Genomic DNA, 20,537 nt, shown 5'->3' on the forward strand with positions numbered 1-20,537 from the left:
TACGCCTACTCCTCGCTTGCCTCGCCCGCGCGCCTGTCCAGCCCGTCGGGCGCCAGCGCCGCGTTCAGTTCCGCGCCGATAACGAGGCCGAGCCCGACAAGCCAGAAAAACAGCAGCGTCACCATGCTTCCGGCGAGGCTGCCATAGGTGAGATCATAGGTGAAGACGCTGCGCAGCACGATCGGGAGCGCCGCGGCCACCGCCAGCCACCACAGCGTCGTGAACAGCGCGCCGGGCCATTTCGGGCAGCGCCGGCCGCGGAAGGCGGGCGGGGTGAGGGTGACGAACAGCACCCACAGCGAGGCCGCCAGCCCCAGCGTCGGCACGATCCGCGACAGGCGCAGCGTGCCGATCCATTCGCCGAGCTGGGGGAAGGCGGCAGCGATCACCTCCTGCGCGCCGCCGATCATCACCTGCGCGAACAGCGACAGCATCAGAACCACCACCGCGGCGAGGATCAGCCCGGCCGACAGCAGCCGTGTCCGCCAGAAGGCCTGCACGCTGCGCACCCCGTAGGCGCGGCGCAGGATGTCGCGGATGGTCTCGATCAGGCTCGACACGGTCCACAGCGCGACCGCGCCGCCGGCCCACAGCAGCCAGCCCGAACGGGCGTAGATCACGTCCTCGGCCACCGGCACGATGGTTTCGGCCACCGATTGCGGCATCGCCTGCGCGACCGAGAGGATGATCGTCTCGGCATTGTCGCGCCCGCCGATCAGGTCGAACAGAGCCGCGCCGAGGATGAAGAAGGGGAAGATCGCCAGCATCCCGAGATAGGCGAGATTGCCGGCGTGGATGAACCCGTCGTTGAAGGTGTCGCTCGCAACCTGTCCGACCACGGCCCAGAAACGGGACCGCGGGGTGGAGGGGGGTGGGGTGTCGCCCATGATGATGCCTTGCGCCCGGCCGCTACAGGCCGAACTTCTCCCTTGGCCGGGCCGTGTCGATCCAGCCCTCGAGCCGTTCGGTCAGCGGGCCGAGGTCGGCAGGGAGCTGGATTTCCAGCGTCACCAGCTGGTCGCCGCGTTCGTGCTTGCCGTCGACAAGCTTGGCGTTCTTCTTGGTCCAGCCCTTGCCGGCGAGGCGCAGCACCGTGCCGCCCGAGCTGCCCGGCCGGATCGTCAGCATCACCGCGCCGTCCACGGTCGGGCACTTGACCTTGGCTCCGCGCACCGCCTCGTCGAGCGTGATCGGCAGGTCCATGCGGATGTTGTCGCCCTCGCGGCGGAAGAAGGGGTGGGAGCCGACCTCGACCATCACGATCCCGTCGCCATTGCCGCCGGGGCCGGGGTGGCCCTTGTCCTTGAGGCGCATCATCGTGCCGTCCTCGACCCCGGCGGGCAGCTTCAGGCTGATCGCCTTGCCGTCGGCGAGGGTGATGCGCTGGTCGCGCCCGGCGGCGGCCTCGACGAAGGGCACCGCAAGGCGGTACTGGATGTCGGCGCCGCGCTTGGGCGGGGGCGGCGGGGGCTGGCGGCCGAAGCCGCGCCGCGGGGGCGCCTGCTGGCGGTTTCGTCCGCCGAACAGGCCCTCGAACAGGTCGCCGAGATCGACGTCGTCGCCGCCGAACCCGCCGAAATCGCTGCCCCCCGGCCCGCCGCCATAGCTGCCGCGGCTGTAGCCGGGCCGCGCGCCCATGCCGGCGAAGGGATTGGCGGGATTGCCCTCGGCATCGATCTCGCCGCGGTCGAACTGCGCGCGCTTGGCCTTGTCCGAAAGCAGGTCATAGGCGCGGGTCACCTCGGAGAACTTCTCCGCGGCCTTGGGATTGTCCTTGTTGCGATCGGGGTGCAGCTCCTTGGCGAGCTTGCGATAGGCGCTCTTGATGTCCTGCTCGGACGCCGTGCGGGGAACGCCAAGAGTGCTGTAAGGGTCGCGCATGGCGTATTAGCTAGGTGAGACAGCGGCCTCGCGCAAGCCGCGGGCGAAATTGCATGTCCTGCACTTTCATCGCCGGCCTGGCGCGCCTATGTCCCGGCGCGGATCAGCAAGGACCTACGCGCATGAGCACTTCCACCCCCCTCGACGATGCCCAGCTGGCCGACAGCGTGCTGCCGGCAGGGGCCGATCCCTTCGAACTGTTCGAGGAATGGTTCGCCGCCGCGCAGGTGGGCGAGATCAACGATTCCAACGCGATGGCGCTCGCCACCGCCACCCCCGGGGGTGCGCCCTCGGTGCGGATGGTGCTGCTGAAGGGTCATGGCAGGGGCGAGATAGCCGGGGGGGGCTTCACCTTCTTCACCAATGCCGAGAGCCGCAAGGGCGGGCAGATCCGCGCCAACATGCAGGCCGCGCTGCTGTTCCACTGGAAGAGCCTGCGCCGCCAGATCCGCATCGAGGGCCCGCTCATCGAGGTCTCGCCCGAGCGCGCCGACGCCTATTTCCACTCGCGCCCCTACAAGAGCCAGGTCGGCAGCGCCGCCAGCGACCAGTCGCGTCCCCTGCCCGAGCGGCAGGCCTATATCCACCGGGTGCAGGAAATCTGGGCCGCGCACGAGGCCGAGGGCAAGGTTCCCCGCCCGCCGCACTGGACCGGCTTCACCCTGAGCCCGCGCCGCATCGAGTTCTGGATCGACCGCGACAACCGGCTGCACGACCGCCGCGAATTCACCCGCGACAGCGCGGACGCGCCGTGGTCCGACACGCTGCTTTATCCCTGAGGCCCCCCAATGCCCCTGACAATCCCCTACTGGCACGTCGATGCCTTCAGCGCGCAACCCTTCGGCGGCAACCAGGCCGCGGTCATGGTGCTGGACGAGTGGCTGCCCGATGACGTGCTGGTGAAGATCGGGGGCGAGAACCTCTTTGCGGAGACCGCCTTCGTCGTGCGCGATACCACCGGAGCGGCGGACTGGGAGCTGCGCTGGTGCACCCCCACATACGAAATCGCCCTGTGCGGTCATGCGACGCTGGCGAGCGGGCACATCCTCTTGCAGCGCGACGGGGGCGAGCGGATCACCTTCCGGACCCGCAAGTCGGGCATTCTCGAGGTGGTCAGGGCCGGTGATGGCTACGAACTGGCACTCCCCGCCATCCCGACCGCCCCGCGTGACTACCCCGAGGCGGTTGCCCTGCTCGGCGCGCAGCCGCTGGAGGTGTGGCGCAACGACAGCCGCTACAACATCTTCCTGTTCGCAAACGAGGCTCAGGTCCGCGCGCTAAATCCCGACATTCGCGGGCTGGGGGCGCTGGGTACCGACCAGTTCATCTGCACCGCGCCGGGCGATAGCACCGACATCGTCAGCCGCGTCTTCGTGCCCGGCGGCGGGGTGGACGAGGACTCCGTGACCGGTTCCGCCCACGCGGTGCTTACGCCCTATTGGGCGAAGAAGCTGGGGCGCGACAGCTTGACCGCGCACCAGGCTTCGCAGCGCGGTGGCGACCTCACCCTGCGCCTCGACGGCGACAGGGCGTGGCTCGGCGGCCCCTGCGTGACCGTGGTCGAGGGTCTGTTCAGGCTCTGACCGCGATCAGCAGAGCCTGAGCTCCACGTCGCCCGTCCCGCTGACGCCGCTGAGAGCGTCGAACTGCTCCGGGGTCAGGCTCCCCGACCAGCTTTCGGTCCGCCAGTCGCCGCAGGCCCGGGCGAAGCCCGGCGCCTTCACCGACAGCAGCACGGTGCTTCCGCTGAGGAGTTGAAGGACGACCTTGCCGTCCTTGTGTATCCGGTAGGGGCCGATCTTGACCTCCAGCGAGAAGGTCCATGAGCCGGTGTAGACATCGCCCTCGCGCGTCATCGCGAGTTCCAGTCTGGGATTGCGGTAGCGCCCCAGCAGCTTCTTGGTGTCGATCCAGTCTTCCTTTGCCGAGGCGAAGGAGCGCGTGCGCTTTACCTCCCAGCCCGCCCAGCCGGCGGCATTGCGCGCGCCCTCTTGTGGTTCGATCCCCAGTGTGACGATGGCTTCGATGTCACTGCCACCGCCACCATCGACGCCTTCTTCGTAGTCCATGAATTGCCCCCCTCGTATATTCAGAGAGCGGCAGGTTAGCACGGTTCAGCGCAGGGGATAAAGCTCCAGCACGTCGGCCGCCTGCTGGAGCATTGCCTTGCGCTCCTCCCTGTTCGAATGGCCGAGGCGCACCAGAGTCACGCGCTGCTCGGGCGAGACGAGCACATATTGCCCGACGTGCCCGATCAGCGAGAACAGGCTGGCGGGCGCGCGATCGGGGAACAGGGGCTGCTCCTCGCCTTCGGGCAATTTGCGGTTGAGCCAGATCTGGAAGCCGTAATTGGCCCGCGCCGGGCTGGGTGTCACCATTGCCTCGACCCAGCGCTGCGGCACGAGCTGCTCGCCGCCCGGGGCGCGGCCCTTGAGGCGCAGCATCTCACCGAACCTGGCCCAGTCGCGGGCGGTGGCGTGCATCAGGCTGCCGCCGATCAGCGTGCCGCTGGCGTCGAATTCGGGCACCATGCTGTCCATCCCGAGGGGTGCGAACAGGCGCTGCTGGAGATAATCCGCCACTGCTTTCCGCCGGGCCTCGGGCTTGTCGCTCGTCGTGAGCGCCCGCGCGGCGATGTCGGCGAGGATCACGCTGGTGTTGCTCGAATATTCGAACTGCTTGCCCGGCTCGGCCTCGAGCGGCTGCTCCTCGGCCCAGCGCGCCATGTCGTCGCGCCCGTCGAGGAAGATCATGCGGACCTCGGAGGATTCGTAGGGCGGATCGCCGCTTTCCGTGTGCCTGAGGCCGGAGCGCATCTGGAGCAGCTGGCGCACGGTGATCTCGGCGCGCGGGTCGCCGGGGCGCTGCCACAGCGGGACGGGGGCGGGCGCATCGAGCGCCAGCAGGCCGTCGGACACCAGCATCCCGATCAGCACCCCGGTGACGGTCTTGGCCATCGACCAGCTGACGAAGCGCGTGTCCTTGTCGTAGCCCGGCCCGTATCGCTCGGCGGCGATCTTCCCGTTGGCCATCAGCACCACGGCGCGGGTCTCGCCCACGCCAGGAGCGGTGAAGAGATCGTCGATCTCGCGCGCGAGCTGGTCTTTGGGCGCGCCCGCATCCGCCGTGACCGCCCCCAGCGCGGCCTCGCCGAGGGGGGTCTCGGCCGGCGGAGCGGCACCGCAGGCGGCAAGCATCAGCAGGGCTGGCGCGAGGCAGGTCGCGCGGTTAAGGACGGCGGCTGGCAGGGTCATCGCGCCCTCATTTCCCGAAGCAACAAGGCTTGGCAATGGCGAAATCACCCGCAGGCTCGTCCTCCCGTCCGCGCTGGGGCCTGTGGCTGCTCGCGATCCTCGCGCTGGGGATTGCCGGGACGGCCTGGGCCTTCCGCGAGCCCATCAACGGCTACGGCAGCATCGCCTCGGCCTATTCGGCCCGGGTCGCCTGTTCGTGCCGCTTCGTCGCCGGGCGCAGTCTCGAGGATTGCGCCAAGGACAAGCTGCCGGGCATGGAGGCCGTGACGCTGGTCGAGGACGTGGAGACAAAGAGCGTCACCGCCCGCTTCCCGCTGGTGGCGCAGGCGACCGCGACCTACCGCAAGGGTTATGGCTGCGTGCTGGAGCCCTACGAGAGCTAGGTAAGTCTCCGTTCGCCCTGAGCTTGTCGAAGGGCCGGAATTTCTTTGCTGCTCTGTTCGAAGAAGTAGGACGGTCCTTCGACAAGCTCAGGACGAGCGGGTCCGGGAACTAGGCTTCGACCTTCTCGGTCGTGTCGATCCAGCCGCCGCCGACCACGCGCTCGCCCGCATAGATCACCGCCGCCTGTCCCGGTGCGACGCCGAATTCGGGTTCGGCAAAGCGGATCGTCACCGCCGCGCCGTCGCCCAGCTCCCCTTCGAGCGTCACCGGCACGGGCTTCGCGAGGCTGCGGACCTTCGCGGTCAGCGGCGCGTCGGGCACCGGGCCGATGCGGTTGGTTTCGGTGAGGCGCGCGGCATTCACGGCGAGCATCCGCTTGGGCCCGACCCGCACCTCGCGCGATGCTGCATCGAGGGCAATCACGTAGAGCGGCTCGGGCTGCCCGCCGATCTCGAGGCCCTTCCTCTGGCCGACGGTGAAGTGCACGATGCCCTTGTGTTCGCCCAGCTTCGCGCCGGTGGCGGCATGGACGATCGCGCCGGGAGCCGCGCCCTCGGGGCGGACCTTGGTGACGATCTTCGCGTAATTGCCGTCGGGCACGAAGCAGATGTCCTGCGAATCCGGCTTGGCCGCATTGCGCAGCCCCGCCGCCTCGGCCAGCGCGCGCACCTCCTGCTTGGGCATTCCGCCCAGGGGGAAGCGCAGGTAGTCGAGCTGCGCCTCGGTGGTGCCGTAGAGGAAGTAGGACTGGTCGCGCGCCGGATCGTGGGCGCGGTGCAGCTCGACCCCGTCAGCCCCCGTCACCCGGCGCACATAATGCCCGGTCGCGAGGCAATCCGCCCCCAGCTCGCGCGCCATGCGGAACAGGTCGGTGAACTTGGGCCCCATGTTGCAGCGGATGCAGGGCACCGGGGTGCGCCCGGCGAGATATTCGTCGGCGAACTGTTCGACCACTTCCTCGCGGAAGGCGCTTTCGTGGTCGAAGACGTAATGCGCGATGCCCAGCCGGTCGGCGACCGCGCGCGCATCGCGGATGTCGTCGCCCGCGCAGCACGCGCCCTTGCGGCCCGTGGCGGCACCATAGTCATAAAGCTGGAGCGTGATGCCGATCACTTCCGCGCCGCTGGCGTGGGCGAGGGCGGCGACCACCGAGGAATCGACCCCGCCGCTCATCGCCACGACAATGCGGCATTCGGGCGCGGCGCGCGGGAGATCGAACAGCGCGGCGGCGCTTTCGGCATCAAGCGGCGGAGCGGCGACCGGGCCGGTGTCGAGAAGGGCGGGGGTGTCCATGAGCGGCGCCGCATATAGCGATGCCCTGGCCGCTTCGCCAGTGCGCCGCGCCCTCCTCCCTTGCCGCACCCGCCCGCACTAATCCTAAGCCGGAGTAAATGGCAGTTTTACCGGATTTTGACGCACTCGGGTTAGGAGGGGCGATGATGTTCGAGAAAGCCAAGCCCCCTCATGCGCGCTCCGGCGCTCCTTCCGGCGGCCTTACCGCCGAGGATCGGGCGCGTCTGCGCACTTTGGCCGGTGTCGCGGGAGACGAGCGATTCGTCGCCCGTCCGGCGCGGCGCGCGGGCGATGCCATGCGCGCGCTCGAGTGGAGCGAGCTCACCGCCCGCCTCAATGCCGCGCGCGACCTGCGGCTGCTGTTGCGCAGCGAGGCGCAGGCCCCGATCGAGGCGGTCGCGGCCAGCTTCGGCGATGCTGCGGCGAGCTATTTCGCGCTGCTCGACGATAGCGAACCCGAACTTAACCATGATGCTTTAGGGCAATTGAAAGCTCCGGGTGCCATTGTCGCCCGCAACGATGCGAACCGCCCGGGTCACGCCGCAGGACTTTCCTCCGACGCGCCCCGTGGCGATGCGAGAGACACGAAATGATCGAGAACCAGGACATCCGCCCCGCACAGGTCATCGGCCCGCTCGGAGAGCCGCTGACCCTCGCCGACCTGCCTTCTCCCGACACCAAGCGCTGGGTGGTGCGGCGCAAGGCCGAGGTCGTGGCCGCCGTCAACGGCGGGCTGCTGACGCTCGACGAGGCGCTGTCGCGCTATGGCCTGACGCTCGAGGAATTCGCTTCGTGGCAGCGCGCGGTCGACCGGTCGGGGATGCACGGGCTGCGCGTCACCAAGATCCAGCACTACCGCGACCTCTACGAGCGCCAGCTCAAGTACTGATTGCCGCCCGGCATCGGAAAGCGGCCCGCAGCGCCTCGGCGTTGCGGGCCGCTGCCGATTCGTGCCACATTCCTCGCGCGGGGGCGCGCCTTGGTGGCGCGGCCGGAACGGGGAGAGACCGGAATGCTGGGATTCATCTGGTTCATCGTGATGGGCGGCGTCATCGGCTGGCTGGCCAGCTTGGTGATGAAGCGCGATGCCTCGATGGGCATCATCGCCAATATCGTCGTCGGGATCGTCGGTTCGTTCATCGGCAACGGGCTTTTGTCCTTCATCCTCGGCGGCGGGCGGATCGGCGCCTGGCCGCCGGACTGGTCCGGGGTGTTCGGCGCGCTTGTCGGCGCGGTGATACTGCTCGGCATCCTCAACCTGATGCAGCGCGGCCGGATGCGCTGAATCGCGCCTGAACCCGGTTCGAGGGGAACCTGGCGCGCCTGTCCTTCGTCTAGGCTGAAAGTCACCGGTCGATGCGCGCATTGCAGTGCAGCACCTGCTATTCTATCAGCCGTTGCTCTTGGTGACTTATACGAGTAATACACTCGGGGGCAGGGCGCGCGCCGCGTGACCCTTGCCCGAGCGAGGACGCAGGCGATGAATTACGAGACGACGATCAGGGCCGATGCCGCAGATGGGGTTGCGACCGAGTATGCCGGTGCGCGGACGCTCGCCGCGCCGGCGATCCCGCGCTGGCTGATCGTCGGCGGGCTTGGCCTCTTTGCCCTGCTGCTGGCGGTGGCCGCGTGGTTCGCGCTGGCGGGCGGCGAGCCCGTGGCGGTGGACGACGACAATTCGCAGGCCCCCTCGGTGACGGTCGTCACCCCCGGCCGCACCACGGTCGCCGGCGAGATCGAGGCACCCGGCACGCTCGCCGCGCGCCGCCCGATGCCTGTCGGCGTGGTCGGCGAGGGCGGGCAGGTGGTGCGCGTCACCGTCGATGCGGGCGACTGGGTGCAGCAGGGGCAGGTGCTGGCGGTGATCGACCGCTCGGTGCAGGTCCAGCAGGCCGAGGCCCAGGCCGCGCAGATCGAGGTCGCGCGGGCCGATGCCAATCTCGCCCAGGCCAATCTCGACCGTGCGCTGCAACTGGTGGCGCGCGGCTTCGTCTCCAAGGCCGATGTCGACCGCCTGACCGCGACCCGCGATGCGGCCGTCGCACGGGTCAAGGTCGCGCAGGCGCAGCTCGCCGAGCAGCGCGCGCGCAACCAGCGGCTCAACATCCTCGCGCCTGCGACCGGCTATGTCCTCTCGCGCGCGGTCGAGCCCGGCCAGACCGTCGGTGCGGGCACCCCCGCGCTGTTCACCATCGCCAGCGGCGGCGAGATGGAGATGCTGGCCCAGCTTTCGGAAGAACAGCTCGCCAAGCTCTCGGTCGGCACCATGGCGACGATCACGCCGGCCGGGTCGGACCAGCGTTTCTCGGGCCAGGTGTGGCAGATCGCGCCGGTGATCGACCAGACCTCCCGCCAGGGCACCGCGCGCATCGCGCTGAGCTTCGCCCCCGAACTGCGCCCCGGCGGCTTTGCCACCGCCCGCATCAACAGCGGCAGCTTCAGCGCGACCGTGCTGCCCGAAAGCGCAGTGCTGGCCGACGATGAGGGCAGCTTCGTCTATGTCGTGGGCGCGGACAACAAGGCCGTGCGCCGTCCGGTCAAGACCGGCGCGGTCACCGCCAACGGCATCGCCATCACCGAAGGGCTGAACGGCACCGAACGCGTGGTGCTGCGCGCCGGCGGGTTCCTCAACCCCGGCGAATCCGTCAATCCGCAGCCCCTGAAGAAGTAAGGCATCCATCCCCGCCGCGGTTCGCCGCGTAGCTTCCCCGGGGACAGCCGAGAACGGCGAACAACAGGCAGGAACATCATGGCACTCCGCGACATCTCGGCCTGGTCGATCCGCAACCCGGTGATCCCGCTGGTGTTCTTCACCGGCCTGCTGATCGCCGGGATCGTCAGCTTCATGCGGATGGACGTGACCAACAACCCGGATGTCGATTTCCCGGCGGTGATCGTGCAGATCGCGCAGCCCGGCGCCTCGCCGACCGAGATCGAGAACCAGATCACCCAGCGCGTCGAGAGCGCGCTGCGCTCGATTGCCGGGGTCAACTCGCTCCAGTCGACCGCGCGCGAGGGCAGTTCGCAGACCTTCGTCGAGTTCGAGATCGGCACCGACCTGATCGAGGCCGTGAACGAGGTCGAGACCGCGATCGACGGGGTGCGCGGGAGCCTGCCGGACGGCATCCTCGAGCCGCAGGTGCGCAAGGTCAACGTGGTGGGCGAGCCGATCGGCTATGTCGGGGTCGAGGCCAACGACATGACGCTCGAGCAATTGAGCTGGTTCGTCGACGACACCGTCGCCAAGCGGCTGCTCAAGATCGACGGCATGGCCGAGGTCCAGCGCATCGGCGGGGTCGACCGGCAGATCGAGGTGATCCTCGATCCGGCCAAGATGCAGTCCTTCGGCGTGACCGCCTCGCAGATCAACGCGGCGCTGCGCCAGTCGAACCTCGATGCGGCCGGCGGCCTCGCCGAGATCGGCGGCACCCGCCAGTCGCTGCGCGTGCTGGGCAATTCGGACACCGCCTACCAGCTCTCGCAAACCCAGATCCAGCTCGGCGGGGGGCGCACCGTCCGCGTCGCCGACATCGCCAAGGTGCGCGACGGCTATTCCGAACGCACCTCGATCAGCGAAGTGAACGGCAAGGAGGTCGTGAACTTTCTCATGAACCGCGCCCGCGGCGCATCGGACCTCGCGGTCTATGATGCCGCGCTCGAAGAGATGGACAAGATCGAGGCCGAGAACCCGGGCGTGAAGTTCATCAAGTTCTCGACCAGCACGACCTACACCCGCAGCCAGTACAAGTCCTCGATGTGGGCGCTGGTCGAAGGCGCGGTGCTGGCCGTGGTCGTGGTGTTCCTGTTCCTGCGCGACTGGCGCGCGACCTTCATCAGCGCGGTCGCCATCCCCCTGTCCGCGATCCCGACCTTCTGGTTCATGGACCTGCTGGGCTTCAACCTGAACTTCCTCTCGCTGCTGGCGCTGGCGCTGGTGGCAGGCGTGCTGGTCGACGATGCGATCGTGGAGATCGAGAACATCGTGCGGCACATGCGGATGGGCAAGACCGCCTACCAGGCCTCGATCGATGCCGCCGACGAGATCGGCCTGCCTGTGGTCGCCACCAGCTTCTGCATCGTCGCGGTGTTCCTCCCCGTGGGCCTGATGCCGGGCGTCTCGGGCCAGTTCTTCCAGAACTTCGGGATCACCGTGGTCGTCGCGGTGCTGATGTCGCTCGCCGTCGCGCGCATGATCACGCCGCTGATGGCGGCCTATTTCCTCAAGTCCAAGGGCCACGCCGAACACGGCGAGGGGCCGGCGATCGACGCCTATATGCGCGTGCTGTCCTGGACGCTCGACACTGGCCGCATGGCCGTGCGCCGCGCCGGGCTGACGGGGCCGCGCCGCCGGGCGCTCTACGTGCCCGCGCTGCTGCTGACGGTGATCGCGCTGCTCATCGTCCCGGCGCTGACGATGTTCGAGCTGGCGAGCGGTTCGGTCACCGGCGCGTGGAAGGGCCTGGTCGGGCTGGGCGTCCACAAGGAAATCGCCAGCGCCGTCGAAGCCGACACCAACGCGTTTGCACACAAGCTGGTCGCCAAGGTGTTCGAGGTGGTGATCATCCTCCTCGTCTCGCTGCTGTCCTTCCTCGCCGCCCTGTTCACCTTCAAGGCGATCGAGGCACCTGCCCGCGGCGACAGCGGCCTTGCCCGCGCGACCCGCTGGATGACCGCGCGCTTCTACGACCACCGCGTGTGGATGCTCGGCATCGGCTGGTTCTCGCTGCTGATCACCATCGTGCTGTTCGGCCAGATCCCCGGCCAGTTCCAGCCGACGATCGACGACGAGAACAGCCGGGTCGAGATCGAGATGGTCCCGGGCACCACGCTCGCCGAGACCAAGCGGGTGGTCAACACCGTCGCCAACCGCCTCCGCCAGGAGCCCGAGGTCGAGCGCCTGCTCGAACGCATCCGGCTGGGCGACACCTCGTCGATCTTCCTCAAGCTGCGCGACGACCGCCAGCGCACCTCGATCGAGTTCGAGCGCGAGCTGGCGCCCGAACTGGCGCGCTTCCCCGATGCCCGGGTGCGCTTCCAGTCGCAGTCCGGCGGGTTCGGCTCGGGCCGCGATATGACGGTGATGCTCGCAGGGTCCGATCCCGTGCTGCTCGACCAGACCGCCGCCCGGCTGGTGGAGGAGATGAAGGGCCTGAGGTCGCTGGTCGCCCCGCGCATCAGCGCCGACCTCAACCGCCCGGAAATCATCATCACCCCGCGCGACAAGATCGCCGCCGAACTGGGCGTCACCACCGCCGCCCTGTCGCAGACGATCCGCATCGCGACGCTGGGCGAGATCGAGCAGAACGCGGCGCGCTTCTCGCTGTCGGATCGCCAGATCCCGATCGTGGTGCGCCTGTCGGAAGAGGCGCGCACCGATTTCCGCACGATCGAGAACCTTCCCGTCCCGCTCGCCAATGGCGGATCGGTGCCGCTGAGCCGGGTGGCCGACATCACCTTCGGTTCGGGCCCCACCGCGATCCAGCGTTACAACCAGAACCGCCGCGTGCTGGTGGGCGCCGATCTTGCCGCGGGCGTGCTCAAGGGCGAGGCGCAGGCGCAGATCGATGCCCTGCCGGTGCTCCAGGACCTGCCGCTCGGCGTGATCCGCGACGTGGTGGGCGAGGAGGAATGGCAGGCCGAGCTGATCACCAACCTCATCATCGCGATCATCGCGGGCGTGCTGCTGGTCTTCGCGGTGCTGGTGCTGCTCTACAAGCGGTTGATGAGCCCGCTGGTCAACATGACCTCGCTCGCGCTCGCGCCGCTGGGCGGGATCCTGCTGATCTGGCTGCTCGGCCAGCCGCAATCCATGCCGGTCTATATCGGCATCCTGCTGCTGCTCGGGATCGTGTCCAAGAACTCGATCCTGCTGATCGACTTCGCGATCGAGGAGATGAACAAGGGCGTCGGCAAGCTCGAGGCGATTCTCGATGCCGGGCACAAGCGTGCCCAGCCGATCGTGATGACGACCGTGGCGATGACGGCGGGGATGGTGCCGGTGGCGCTCTCGCTCTCGGGCGACGGGGCGTGGCGCCAGCCGATGGGCATCGTGGTGATCGGCGGGCTGGTGCTCTCGACCATGCTGACGCTGCTGATCGTGCCGGCCGGCTTCAGCCTTGCCGACGGGTTCGAGAAGCGCGTGGGGCCGTGGCTGCGCTCGCGCCTGCTGACCTACAAGCCGGGCGACGAGATCCGCGGCATCGAAGGCACGCCAGAGCTGCCCTTCCCGGGCCTCGCCAACCGTCCGGCGGGCGGCGAGCCGGCCGAGTGACGGGAAAGGGGTGACGGACCGGCCCCAAGCGGGCTAAGGCCGCTCTCATGGCAACGCGTCTCTCGAGGCCCCTGACCTTCGGCGGCCAGCCGCTCACGGTCGACCGCGCGAAGCGGATGCGCTGGACGGCGACGGGCATGCTCGCCGCGATGGCGGTGATCTTCATCGCCACCCACGGCCTCGCGCTCACCGGCCATCCGGCCTGGGGCTATGTCAACGCCTTCGCCGAGGCGGCGATGGTGGGCGGGCTGGCGGACTGGTTCGCCGTCACCGCGCTGTTCCGCCATCCGCTCGGCCTGCCGATCCCGCACACCGCGATCATCCCCGAGAACAAGGACCGCATCGCCGACACGATGGCTGCCTTCCTGCGCGAGAACTTCCTCACGCCGGCGGTGGTGGCGCGGCGCATGTCGGCGATGAACGTCGCCAAGGCGGTCGGCGAGTTCCTCGCGGGCTCACCAGGACGGGGCGGGCAGGACGAACGCTCGCGCATCACCAGCGGCGCGGCCGAGCTGCTCGCCGAGGTGCTCGAATCGCTCGATCCCGACCGGCTCGGCAATCAGGTGCGGAGCGGCCTCGCAAGCCAGCTCGCCAAGCTCGACATCGCCCCGCTTGCCGGCCGGATGATCGAGAGCGCGATGGTCGACAAGCGCCACCAGCCGCTGATCGACGGCTTCGTGCGCTGGGCGGGCCTGACCATCGAGGACAACGAGGAGACCCTGCGCGAGATCATCCACCAGCGCGTGTCGGGCGTGCTGCGCTGGGCGGGGATCGACAAGACCATCTCCTCCAGCGTGCTCGACGGGCTCTACAAGCTGCTCGCCGAGGTGCTGGTGAACCCCGACCACCCCCTGCGCGCCAAGATCGAGGAAGGGCTGGCGAAGCTCGGGCAGGACCTGCAGCACGACCCCGAGACCCGTGCCAAGGTCGAGGATATGAAGCGCGATCTCATCGCCAATCCCGCCGTGGCGGTGTGGTGGACCGGGGTGTGGGAGCGCATCCGCCAGTCGCTGATCCGCCGCGCCCGCGATCCCGAAAGCGGGATGGGCGAGGAAATGCGTGCGATGCTCGCCGAGCTCGGGCAGGCGCTCCAGCAGGATGCGCGGCTCCAGCATCAGATCAACCGCTTCGCCCGCCGCACGATGGTGGGCGTGGCGACCCGCTATGGCGACCAGATCGTGCGGCTGGTGTCGGAGACGGTGAAACGCTGGGACGCCACCACCATAACGGGCCGCGTCGAGGGCGCGGTGGGCCGCGACCTCCAGTTCATCCGCATCAACGGCACGCTTGTGGGCGGGCTCGTCGGCATGACGTTGCACTTTCTTACGACGGTGCTCTAGGCCCCGTCACCGCATCCGGTAGGTGATCGAGGTCGCGTAGAGCGAGCGGAACGGGGTTCCGCTGGCATCCCGCGCCGGATCGAACTTTGCACGCGCCATCACCTCGCAGGCGGGGCTCTCGAGCCGCTCGGTCTTGGTCGCGCTGATGATCGTGCAGCTTTCCACCGACCCGTCGGCGGCGACGATCACCCGCATCCGCATGATCCCCTGCTCGCCCTGCATCCGCGCATCGCGGGGATAGTTGGCGACGATCCGGCGTGTGAGCGCCTCCTCGTTCAGCCAGCGTGGCCCGCTTTGCGCCGTGAGGTGGCGCTCGGGATCCAGCCCCCAGTCGCGCAGCAGGTCGAGCGTGCAGGCATTGAGCGCCGCGAAGGCCGCGTCCATCGGTCCGGTCTCGAGCCGCACCGTCCGCCCGCCCTGCGCGAGTTCGAGGAACACCGCCTGCTTGCCCAGCGCCGGGTCCAGCTGCGGCAGGCCCGGCTTGCCGGTCTCGCCGGTGACGTTCTGCTCGGGCTCGCCCCGGTCGGGCCGGAGGTTGGAGAAGATCACCCCCGGGCCGTAGCTGCCGACCGTTCCCGTGAAGGGGGTGGTCGCAAAGGGCGTCTGCGCCTCGGAAAAGCGGACATCGGTGCGCGCGAGGCTGCGGAAGCGGTCGAAGCCGGGGCCGGCGACGGTCACCCCCGCCTCGGGCGCGGGCCAGTATTGCTGGAAGGCGAGGAAATGCATGTCCTTGCCATCGCCGAAGAGGCGCGTGAGCAGGCATTTCTCGTCGGCGTAATCGAGGTTCCACGCACCGTTCGGCTGGAGCACGACCGGCTCGGCCGCCAGTGCGGGCGAGGTGGCAGCGGCGAGGGCGGCAAGGGCGGCAAGCGTGCGATGCATGGGGAACCTCCGGCAGGGAAGGCAATCGTGCCGCAGCCCTGTTACCGAATAAAGTCCTTTGCGACGAAGCGCTTGCGCCGCTCCCGTCAGACCTGCCGCCGCTGCGTTCAGCTCAATCTCCGGCAATCCCGAAGGAGCTTGCATTCCGGCGTCGGTCCTTGAAGCTCGCCGAGTAGGCGGCGCGGACCGGCTTGCCCTCGGTATCGAGCGCCGGCGCGAAGCGGGCCTTGCGCATGATCCGGCAGGCGCGGTCGTTGGGCGCGGCGCCGGTGGTGCCGTAGACCACGGTGCAATCCTCCGGCTGCCCCGCCTCGTTCACGATCACGCGGACATGGGCGATCCCGTCGGTATGGGAATACCAGCGCCAGTGCTCGGCGAAGGAGTTGCCGATGCCGCGGCGCACGGCGGCGCGGTTGAGCAACCGGGGCCCGCTCGTCACCTCGTCGAGCTGAGCCACATCAAGCCCCCAGCCCGCCGCCAGGCCTCGCGCGCAATCGTCGAGCGCAGCGACCACCTCGCCCAGAACGCCCGTCTGAAGGCGCAGCCTCTGCCCGCGCTGCGCGAGCGTGACGACCCCCTCGGTCGCCGATGGCTCCGCCCCGCCCGGCGCGAGGTCGATGCCAGTCAGCTTCAGTCCGGTGCCGAACCCGTCCACCTCGCCCAGCAGCGGGCTCACCCGCATGGGCGGCGCGGCGTCGGCCAGATCGAGTTCGGCCCGGGCTTCGTCGGTGAAGTCGCCGATGGCCGGTCCGGCGAGCGTGAGGTGCACACGGTCACCCGGCGCCATGCGGTCCAGCATCAGGATGTGGCGGGCATCCCCCACGCCGAACACCCGGCTGATGCGGCAGCGGTCCCCGTCGCTCTCGCGCTGCCACGCGCCGTTCGGCGAAAGCGACACGGTCTGCGCGGCGGCCACCCCCGGAAGGGCGGCGAGCAGCAGCGGCACGAAAATCCGAATGGTGCGACCCATGGGAAACCTCCGTTGATGGAGGGAAAATGCCGCGGGTTTGCGTAGGAGTAAAGTCATTTGAGATGAACAGGTTGTAGCGCCATAACCAGATCGAGGGCGCCGTGGACCGCGACCTCCAGTTCCTCCGCATCTGCGGTACCTGGTAGGGATGGGACTACATTTCCTGACGATTCGAATGGGTCCTAGCCGGGAGAAAAGGTGATGCGCGTCGTCCAGAACGAGTCGACAGCCTTGCCGTCTGCATCGAGGGCAGCCGCATAGCGACCCTTCATCAAGCCCGTGCAGGCCGCCCTGTCCAGGTCTGCGAAGCCTGAAGTCGCAATGATCTTGCAGTCGGTCGGTGCGCCGGACGCATTGATAAGGACAGCCGCTCTGACCGTGCCCCCGCGATTGTCCTGCACTGCACCCTGCGGATATCCATCAAGGATCGTTTCGGAAAGGCGGCGCGGTCGATCCGGGAATGATCCCCGCTGCAAGGAATTCTGCACTGCTGGATTCAGGCCCCACGCCACCATGATCTGCGCAGTGCATTCGTTCAGAACGAGGAACGCATCTGTCAGTGCGCCGGTTTCCAAGGTGATCTGAAGGGTATCTTGCGCCATTGCAATGCGGTCCGCGCCGGGTATCGCCTCGAGATCGATGCCCGGTCGAACGGGCCCGGCGTTGATTGACCCCCTACCGCTTGGGCTCGCGGCACCGGGTGTGACATCGGTTAGAATGACCAAATGGCCTAGTGGTCCCTGTTCCGCCACGAGCGGCAGTTGTTCGGTCCCGGGATCGTGTTCGCCGAACCGCAGACGGAGTGGCTTGCCCTGGCTGATTCCAGCCAACGAGGGTCCGGCCAAAGCGATGTCGAGAACGTCGCCGGGTGCAACTTGCTCGAGAACAAGAACGTGCGCAATCCCGGATGCCGAAAAGGTCCTCTCCATGCGGCACAGGCCGTCGTTGAAAGATGCGCGCCATGGTTCGATCGGCGCGAGAATGATTTCTGCCTGCGCGGCTGCGGGCGCGGCTGCGATGGCAGTGGCGGCAAGAGCAGCAACCAACCGGGCCATGAAAAACCTCCGACAGTCAGGTGAGACTGCCGGAGGTTTCTTTGAAGATAAAGTAGATTGTAATCGAACGCTTAGAGCGCGTTGGTGAGTTCCGGCACGGCGGTGAACAGGTCGCCGACGAGCCCGATGTCGGCGACCTGGAAGATCGGGGCGTCCTCGTCCTTGTTGATGGCGATGATGACCTTGGAGTCCTTCATCCCGGCAAGGTGCTGGATCGCGCCCGAGATGCCGATGGCGAAATAGACTTCCGGGGCGACGATCTTGCCGGTCTGGCCGACCTGATAGTCGTTGGGGACATAGCCCGCATCGACCGCCGCGCGGCTCGCGCCGATGGCGGCGCCGAGCTTGTCGGCGAGCGGGGTGATGGTCGCCTCGAAGGTTTCCGCGTCCTTGAGCGCGCGGCCGCCCGAGACGATGATCTTGGCGCTGGTCAGTTCCGGACGCTCGCTCTTGGCGATTTCCGAGCTGACGAAGCTCGAGGTGCCGGCATCGCCCGGGCCGCTGACGGCCTCGATGGTGCCCGAACCGCCCTCGGTTGCGGCCTTCTCGAAGGCGGTGCCGCGCACGGTGAGGACCAGCTTGGCATCGGTCGATTCGACGGTGGCGATGGCGTTGCCGGCGTAGATCGGGCGGGTGAAGGTCTTGGGGCCTTCGACCGACAGGATCTCGGAGACCTGCATCACGTCGAGATGGGCGGCGACGCGTGGGGCGACGTTCTTGCCCTGCGTGGTGGCTGCGGCGAGGAAGGCGTCGTGGTGGCCCATCAGCTCGGCAGCGAGCGGCGCTACGTTTTCGGCAAGGCCGTTGGCATAGGCCGCGTCGTCGGCGACGTGGACCTTGCCCACGCCCGCGATCTTGGCGGCAGCCTCGGCGACCGCGCCGCAATTGTGGCCGGCGACCAGCAGGTGCACTTCGCCGAGCTTCGATGCGGCGGTGACGACAGCCAGCGTCGCATCCTGCACCCGGGTGTTGTCATGTTCGACGAGAACGAGAGTCTTCATCTCTTGGGTTCCTTGTCTGAAGCCTTAGTCGGCGATGCCGAGGGTCTTGAGCTTGCCGACCAGTTCGGCGACGTCGGCGACCTTGACGCCGGCCTGGCGCACGGCGGGTTCCTGCACCTTCAGCGTCTTGAGGCGCGGGGTCAGGTCGACGCCGTAATCGGCTGCGGTCTTGGTCGCGAGCGGCTTCTGCTTGGCCTTCATGATGTTGGGCAGCGAGGCGTAGCGGGGCTCGTTGAGGCGCAGGTCGGTGGTGACGATCGCGGGCAGCGCGAGCTTCACGGTCTGCAAGCCCCCGTCGACTTCGCGCTTCACGGTGACCGAGTCGCCCTCGACTTCGACGGTGTTGGCGAAGGTGCCCTGCGGGCGGCCCATGAGAGCGGCGAGCATCTGGCCGGTCTGGTTCGAATCGTCCGAGATCGACTGCTTGCCGAGGATCACGAGGCCGGGAGCTTCTTCGTCAGCGATGGCCTTAAGGATCTTGGCGACGGCCAGCGGCTCGACCTCTTCCTCGGTCTCGACGAGGATCGCGCGGTCGGCACCCATGGCGAGCGCGGTGCGCAGGGTTTCCTGCGCCTTGGCCGGGCCGATGCTGACGGCAACGATCTCGGTCGCCGCGCCCTTTTCCTTGAGGCGGATGGCTTCCTCGACCGCGATCTCGTCGAACGGGTTCATGCTCATCTTGACGTTGGCGAGGTCGACGCCGGTGCCGTCGGCCTTGACCCGCGGCTTGACGTTGTAGTCGATCACCCGCTTGACGGGGACGAGGATCTTCATGGGCTTGTCCTTCCTCTCAAAGAATCACGTGACGCACTTCAGCGCCTTGGCCGCCCGCCTAGCTTGCGTTTACGTAAACGTCAAGCGAAGCGGGCCGCTGTAGGACTTGGCAAAGTTGATACGCAGCGAACTGCGCACAGTATGAACTATGTGAACGAAAGCCTCCGATCAGGCGGCCTTCTTCACCTCGGCAACGATCTTCTGCGCCGCATGGCCGAGGTTGTCGGCGGGCACGATCGCGAGGCCCGAATTGGCGAGGATCGCCTTGCCTTCGGCCACATTGGTGCCTTCGAGGCGCACGACCAGCGGGACCTGCAGGTTCACGTCCTTGGCCGCCTGGACGATGCCGTTGGCGATCACGTCGCACTTCATGATCCCGCCGAAGATGTTGACGAGGATGCCCTCGACCGCCGGGTCCTTGAGGATGATCTTGAAGGCCGCCGTTACCTTCTCGGTGGTGGCGCCGCCGCCCACGTCGAGGAAGTTCGCCGGGAAAGCGCCATTCAGCTTGATGATGTCCATCGTCGCCATGGCGAGGCCCGCGCCGTTCACCATGCAGCCGATGTTGCCGTCGAGCTTGATGTAGGCGAGGTCGTATTCGCTTGCTTCGACTTCCGCCGGGTCTTCCTCGGTCTCGTCGCGCAGGGCTTCGATGTCGGGGTGGCGGTAGAGGGCGTTGCCGTCGAAGCTCATCTTGGCGTCGAGCACCAGCAGCTTGCCGTCTTCGCTTTCGACCAGCGGGTTGATTTCCAGCATCTCGCAATCGGTGGCGAGGAAGGCGTCGTAGAGCTGCTTGGCCAGCTTCTGCGCCTGCTTGTTGAGATCACCCTGGAGCTTCAGCGCAAAGGCCACGGCGCGGCCGTGGTGGGGCTGGAAGCCCTGCGCCGGATCGACGGTGAAGGTGGTGATCAGTTCGGGCGTGTCATGCGCCACGGTCTCGATGTCCATGCCCCCTTCGGTCGAAACCACGAAGGCCACGCGGCCCGTGGCACGGTCGACCAGCAGCGAGAGGTAGTATTCTTTGGCGATGTCGACGCCGTCGGTGATGTAGAGGCGGTTGACCTGCTTGCCCGCATCCCCCGTCTGGATGGTGACGAGCGTGTTGCCGAGCATTTCCTCGGCGTGGGCGCGCACTTCATCGAGGCTCTTGGCGAGGCGCACGCCGCCCTTGGCGTCGGGGCCGAGTTCCTTGAACTTGCCCTTGCCGCGCCCGCCGGCGTGGATCTGCGCCTTCACGACATAGAGCGGCCCCGGCAGCTTCTTGGCGGCTTCCACCGCTTCTTCGACGCTGAGGGCGGCATGGCCGGCCGGCACCGCGATGCCGTGCTTGGCGAGCAGTTCCTTGGCCTGGTATTCGTGGACGTTCATGGCGTATCGATCCCTTCTAGCAAATCCTGGGGAGAGGTTTGTCTGCGCGGGGCCTAAGCACGGA

Annotated in this window: 20 protein-coding genes; 9 read left to right on the plus strand and 11 right to left on the minus strand. The window is 68.0% G+C overall.

Annotated elements, in window-relative coordinates:
- Positions 1 to 5: 5 nt before the first annotated feature.
- Positions 6 to 887 carry a YihY/virulence factor BrkB family protein gene (locus ACMX37_RS00350; protein WP_483146996.1) on the minus strand — a complete coding sequence of 294 codons (882 nt, stop codon included), beginning with the start codon at positions 885 to 887 and terminating at the stop codon, positions 6 to 8.
- Positions 888 to 909: 22 nt separating this feature from the next.
- Positions 910 to 1,881 carry a DnaJ C-terminal domain-containing protein gene (locus ACMX37_RS00355; RefSeq protein WP_483146997.1) on the minus strand — a complete coding sequence of 324 codons (972 nt, stop codon included), beginning with the start codon at positions 1,879 to 1,881 and terminating at the stop codon, positions 910 to 912.
- A 122-nt stretch (positions 1,882 to 2,003) separates the two neighbouring features.
- On the opposite strand from ACMX37_RS00355, the gene pdxH reads away from it, so the two are divergent.
- Both pdxH and ACMX37_RS00365 read left to right on the plus strand, forming a co-directional pair.
- On the plus strand, positions 2,004 to 2,660 hold the full coding sequence (gene pdxH / locus ACMX37_RS00360) for a pyridoxamine 5'-phosphate oxidase (RefSeq protein WP_483146998.1): 657 nt from the start codon (positions 2,004 to 2,006) through the stop codon (positions 2,658 to 2,660).
- A gap of 9 nt (positions 2,661 to 2,669) precedes the next feature.
- Positions 2,670 to 3,464: a PhzF family phenazine biosynthesis protein gene (locus ACMX37_RS00365; RefSeq protein WP_483146999.1), complete on the plus strand. Its 795-nt coding sequence runs from the start codon at positions 2,670 to 2,672 to the stop codon at positions 3,462 to 3,464.
- 6 nt (positions 3,465 to 3,470) lie between these two features.
- Here the strand turns inward: ACMX37_RS00365 and ACMX37_RS00370 are convergent, their stop codons facing one another.
- Both ACMX37_RS00370 and ACMX37_RS00375 read right to left on the minus strand, forming a co-directional pair.
- A complete protein-coding gene (locus ACMX37_RS00370; RefSeq protein WP_483147000.1) occupies positions 3,471 to 3,950 on the minus strand; it encodes a hypothetical protein in 480 nt (159 codons plus the stop codon).
- Positions 3,951 to 3,995: 45 nt separating this feature from the next.
- Entirely contained in the window at positions 3,996 to 5,135 is a 1,140-nt protein-coding gene (locus ACMX37_RS00375) for a serine hydrolase domain-containing protein (protein WP_483147001.1), read from the minus strand.
- 35 nt (positions 5,136 to 5,170) lie between these two features.
- Between ACMX37_RS00375 and ACMX37_RS00380 the strand changes: the two genes are divergently transcribed.
- Entirely contained in the window at positions 5,171 to 5,518 is a 348-nt protein-coding gene (locus ACMX37_RS00380; protein WP_483147002.1) for a hypothetical protein, read from the plus strand.
- Between the two features lie 109 nt (positions 5,519 to 5,627).
- Here ACMX37_RS00380 and mnmA read toward each other — a convergent pair whose 3' ends face one another.
- Positions 5,628 to 6,812, minus strand: coding sequence for a tRNA 2-thiouridine(34) synthase MnmA (gene mnmA, locus ACMX37_RS00385; protein ID WP_483147003.1), 1,185 nt, complete (start codon positions 6,810 to 6,812; stop codon positions 5,628 to 5,630).
- A 143-nt stretch (positions 6,813 to 6,955) separates the two neighbouring features.
- Here mnmA and ACMX37_RS00390 point away from each other — a divergent pair, with 143 nt between their 5' ends.
- The 6 genes from ACMX37_RS00390 to ACMX37_RS00415 all read left to right on the plus strand — a co-directional run bounded on the left by ACMX37_RS00390 (position 6,956) and on the right by ACMX37_RS00415 (position 14,423).
- Positions 6,956 to 7,405 carry a hypothetical protein gene (locus ACMX37_RS00390; RefSeq protein WP_483147004.1) on the plus strand — a complete coding sequence of 150 codons (450 nt, stop codon included), beginning with the start codon at positions 6,956 to 6,958 and terminating at the stop codon, positions 7,403 to 7,405.
- The gene (gene sciP / locus ACMX37_RS00395) at positions 7,402 to 7,701 is read left to right on the plus strand and encodes a CtrA inhibitor SciP (RefSeq protein WP_483147005.1); all 300 of its coding nucleotides are present in this window, start codon (positions 7,402 to 7,404) and stop codon (positions 7,699 to 7,701) included. Before ACMX37_RS00390 ends, sciP begins: the two co-directional genes overlap by 4 nt.
- Positions 7,702 to 7,824: 123 nt before the next feature.
- Positions 7,825 to 8,097, plus strand: a complete 273-nt coding sequence (locus ACMX37_RS00400) for a GlsB/YeaQ/YmgE family stress response membrane protein (protein WP_483147006.1) — start codon at positions 7,825 to 7,827, stop codon at positions 8,095 to 8,097.
- 195 nt (positions 8,098 to 8,292) lie between these two features.
- Positions 8,293 to 9,483: an efflux RND transporter periplasmic adaptor subunit gene (locus ACMX37_RS00405; RefSeq protein WP_483148434.1), complete on the plus strand. Its 1,191-nt coding sequence runs from the start codon at positions 8,293 to 8,295 to the stop codon at positions 9,481 to 9,483.
- Positions 9,484 to 9,561: 78 nt separating this feature from the next.
- The gene (locus ACMX37_RS00410) at positions 9,562 to 13,083 is read left to right on the plus strand and encodes an efflux RND transporter permease subunit (protein ID WP_483147007.1); all 3,522 of its coding nucleotides are present in this window, start codon (positions 9,562 to 9,564) and stop codon (positions 13,081 to 13,083) included.
- A 47-nt stretch (positions 13,084 to 13,130) separates the two neighbouring features.
- Positions 13,131 to 14,423, plus strand: a complete 1,293-nt coding sequence (locus ACMX37_RS00415) for a DUF445 domain-containing protein (RefSeq protein WP_483147008.1) — start codon at positions 13,131 to 13,133, stop codon at positions 14,421 to 14,423.
- 6 nt (positions 14,424 to 14,429) lie between these two features.
- Here ACMX37_RS00415 and ACMX37_RS00420 read toward each other — a convergent pair whose 3' ends face one another.
- From ACMX37_RS00420 to sucC, 6 genes are all read right to left on the minus strand, one after another.
- Positions 14,430 to 15,305: an energy transducer TonB gene (locus ACMX37_RS00420; RefSeq protein ID WP_483147009.1), complete on the minus strand. Its 876-nt coding sequence runs from the start codon at positions 15,303 to 15,305 to the stop codon at positions 14,430 to 14,432.
- A 112-nt stretch (positions 15,306 to 15,417) separates the two neighbouring features.
- Positions 15,418 to 16,275, minus strand: a complete 858-nt coding sequence (locus tag ACMX37_RS00425; protein WP_483147010.1) for an energy transducer TonB — start codon at positions 16,273 to 16,275, stop codon at positions 15,418 to 15,420.
- Between the two features lie 182 nt (positions 16,276 to 16,457).
- Complete coding sequence (locus ACMX37_RS00430) at positions 16,458 to 17,330, minus strand: energy transducer TonB (protein WP_483147011.1); 873 nt, start codon at positions 17,328 to 17,330, stop codon at positions 16,458 to 16,460.
- 71 nt (positions 17,331 to 17,401) lie between these two features.
- Positions 17,402 to 18,331, minus strand: a complete 930-nt coding sequence (locus tag ACMX37_RS00435) for an electron transfer flavoprotein subunit alpha/FixB family protein (protein ID WP_483147012.1) — start codon at positions 18,329 to 18,331, stop codon at positions 17,402 to 17,404.
- 24 nt (positions 18,332 to 18,355) lie between these two features.
- A complete protein-coding gene (locus ACMX37_RS00440) occupies positions 18,356 to 19,105 on the minus strand; it encodes an electron transfer flavoprotein subunit beta/FixA family protein (RefSeq protein ID WP_088912779.1) in 750 nt (249 codons plus the stop codon).
- Between the two features lie 168 nt (positions 19,106 to 19,273).
- Positions 19,274 to 20,473, minus strand: a complete 1,200-nt coding sequence (sucC, locus tag ACMX37_RS00445) for an ADP-forming succinate--CoA ligase subunit beta (RefSeq protein WP_483147013.1) — start codon at positions 20,471 to 20,473, stop codon at positions 19,274 to 19,276.
- Between the last annotated feature and the right edge of the window lie 64 nt (positions 20,474 to 20,537).

It is taken from the genome of Porphyrobacter sp. THAI-01a (assembly GCF_056868655.1).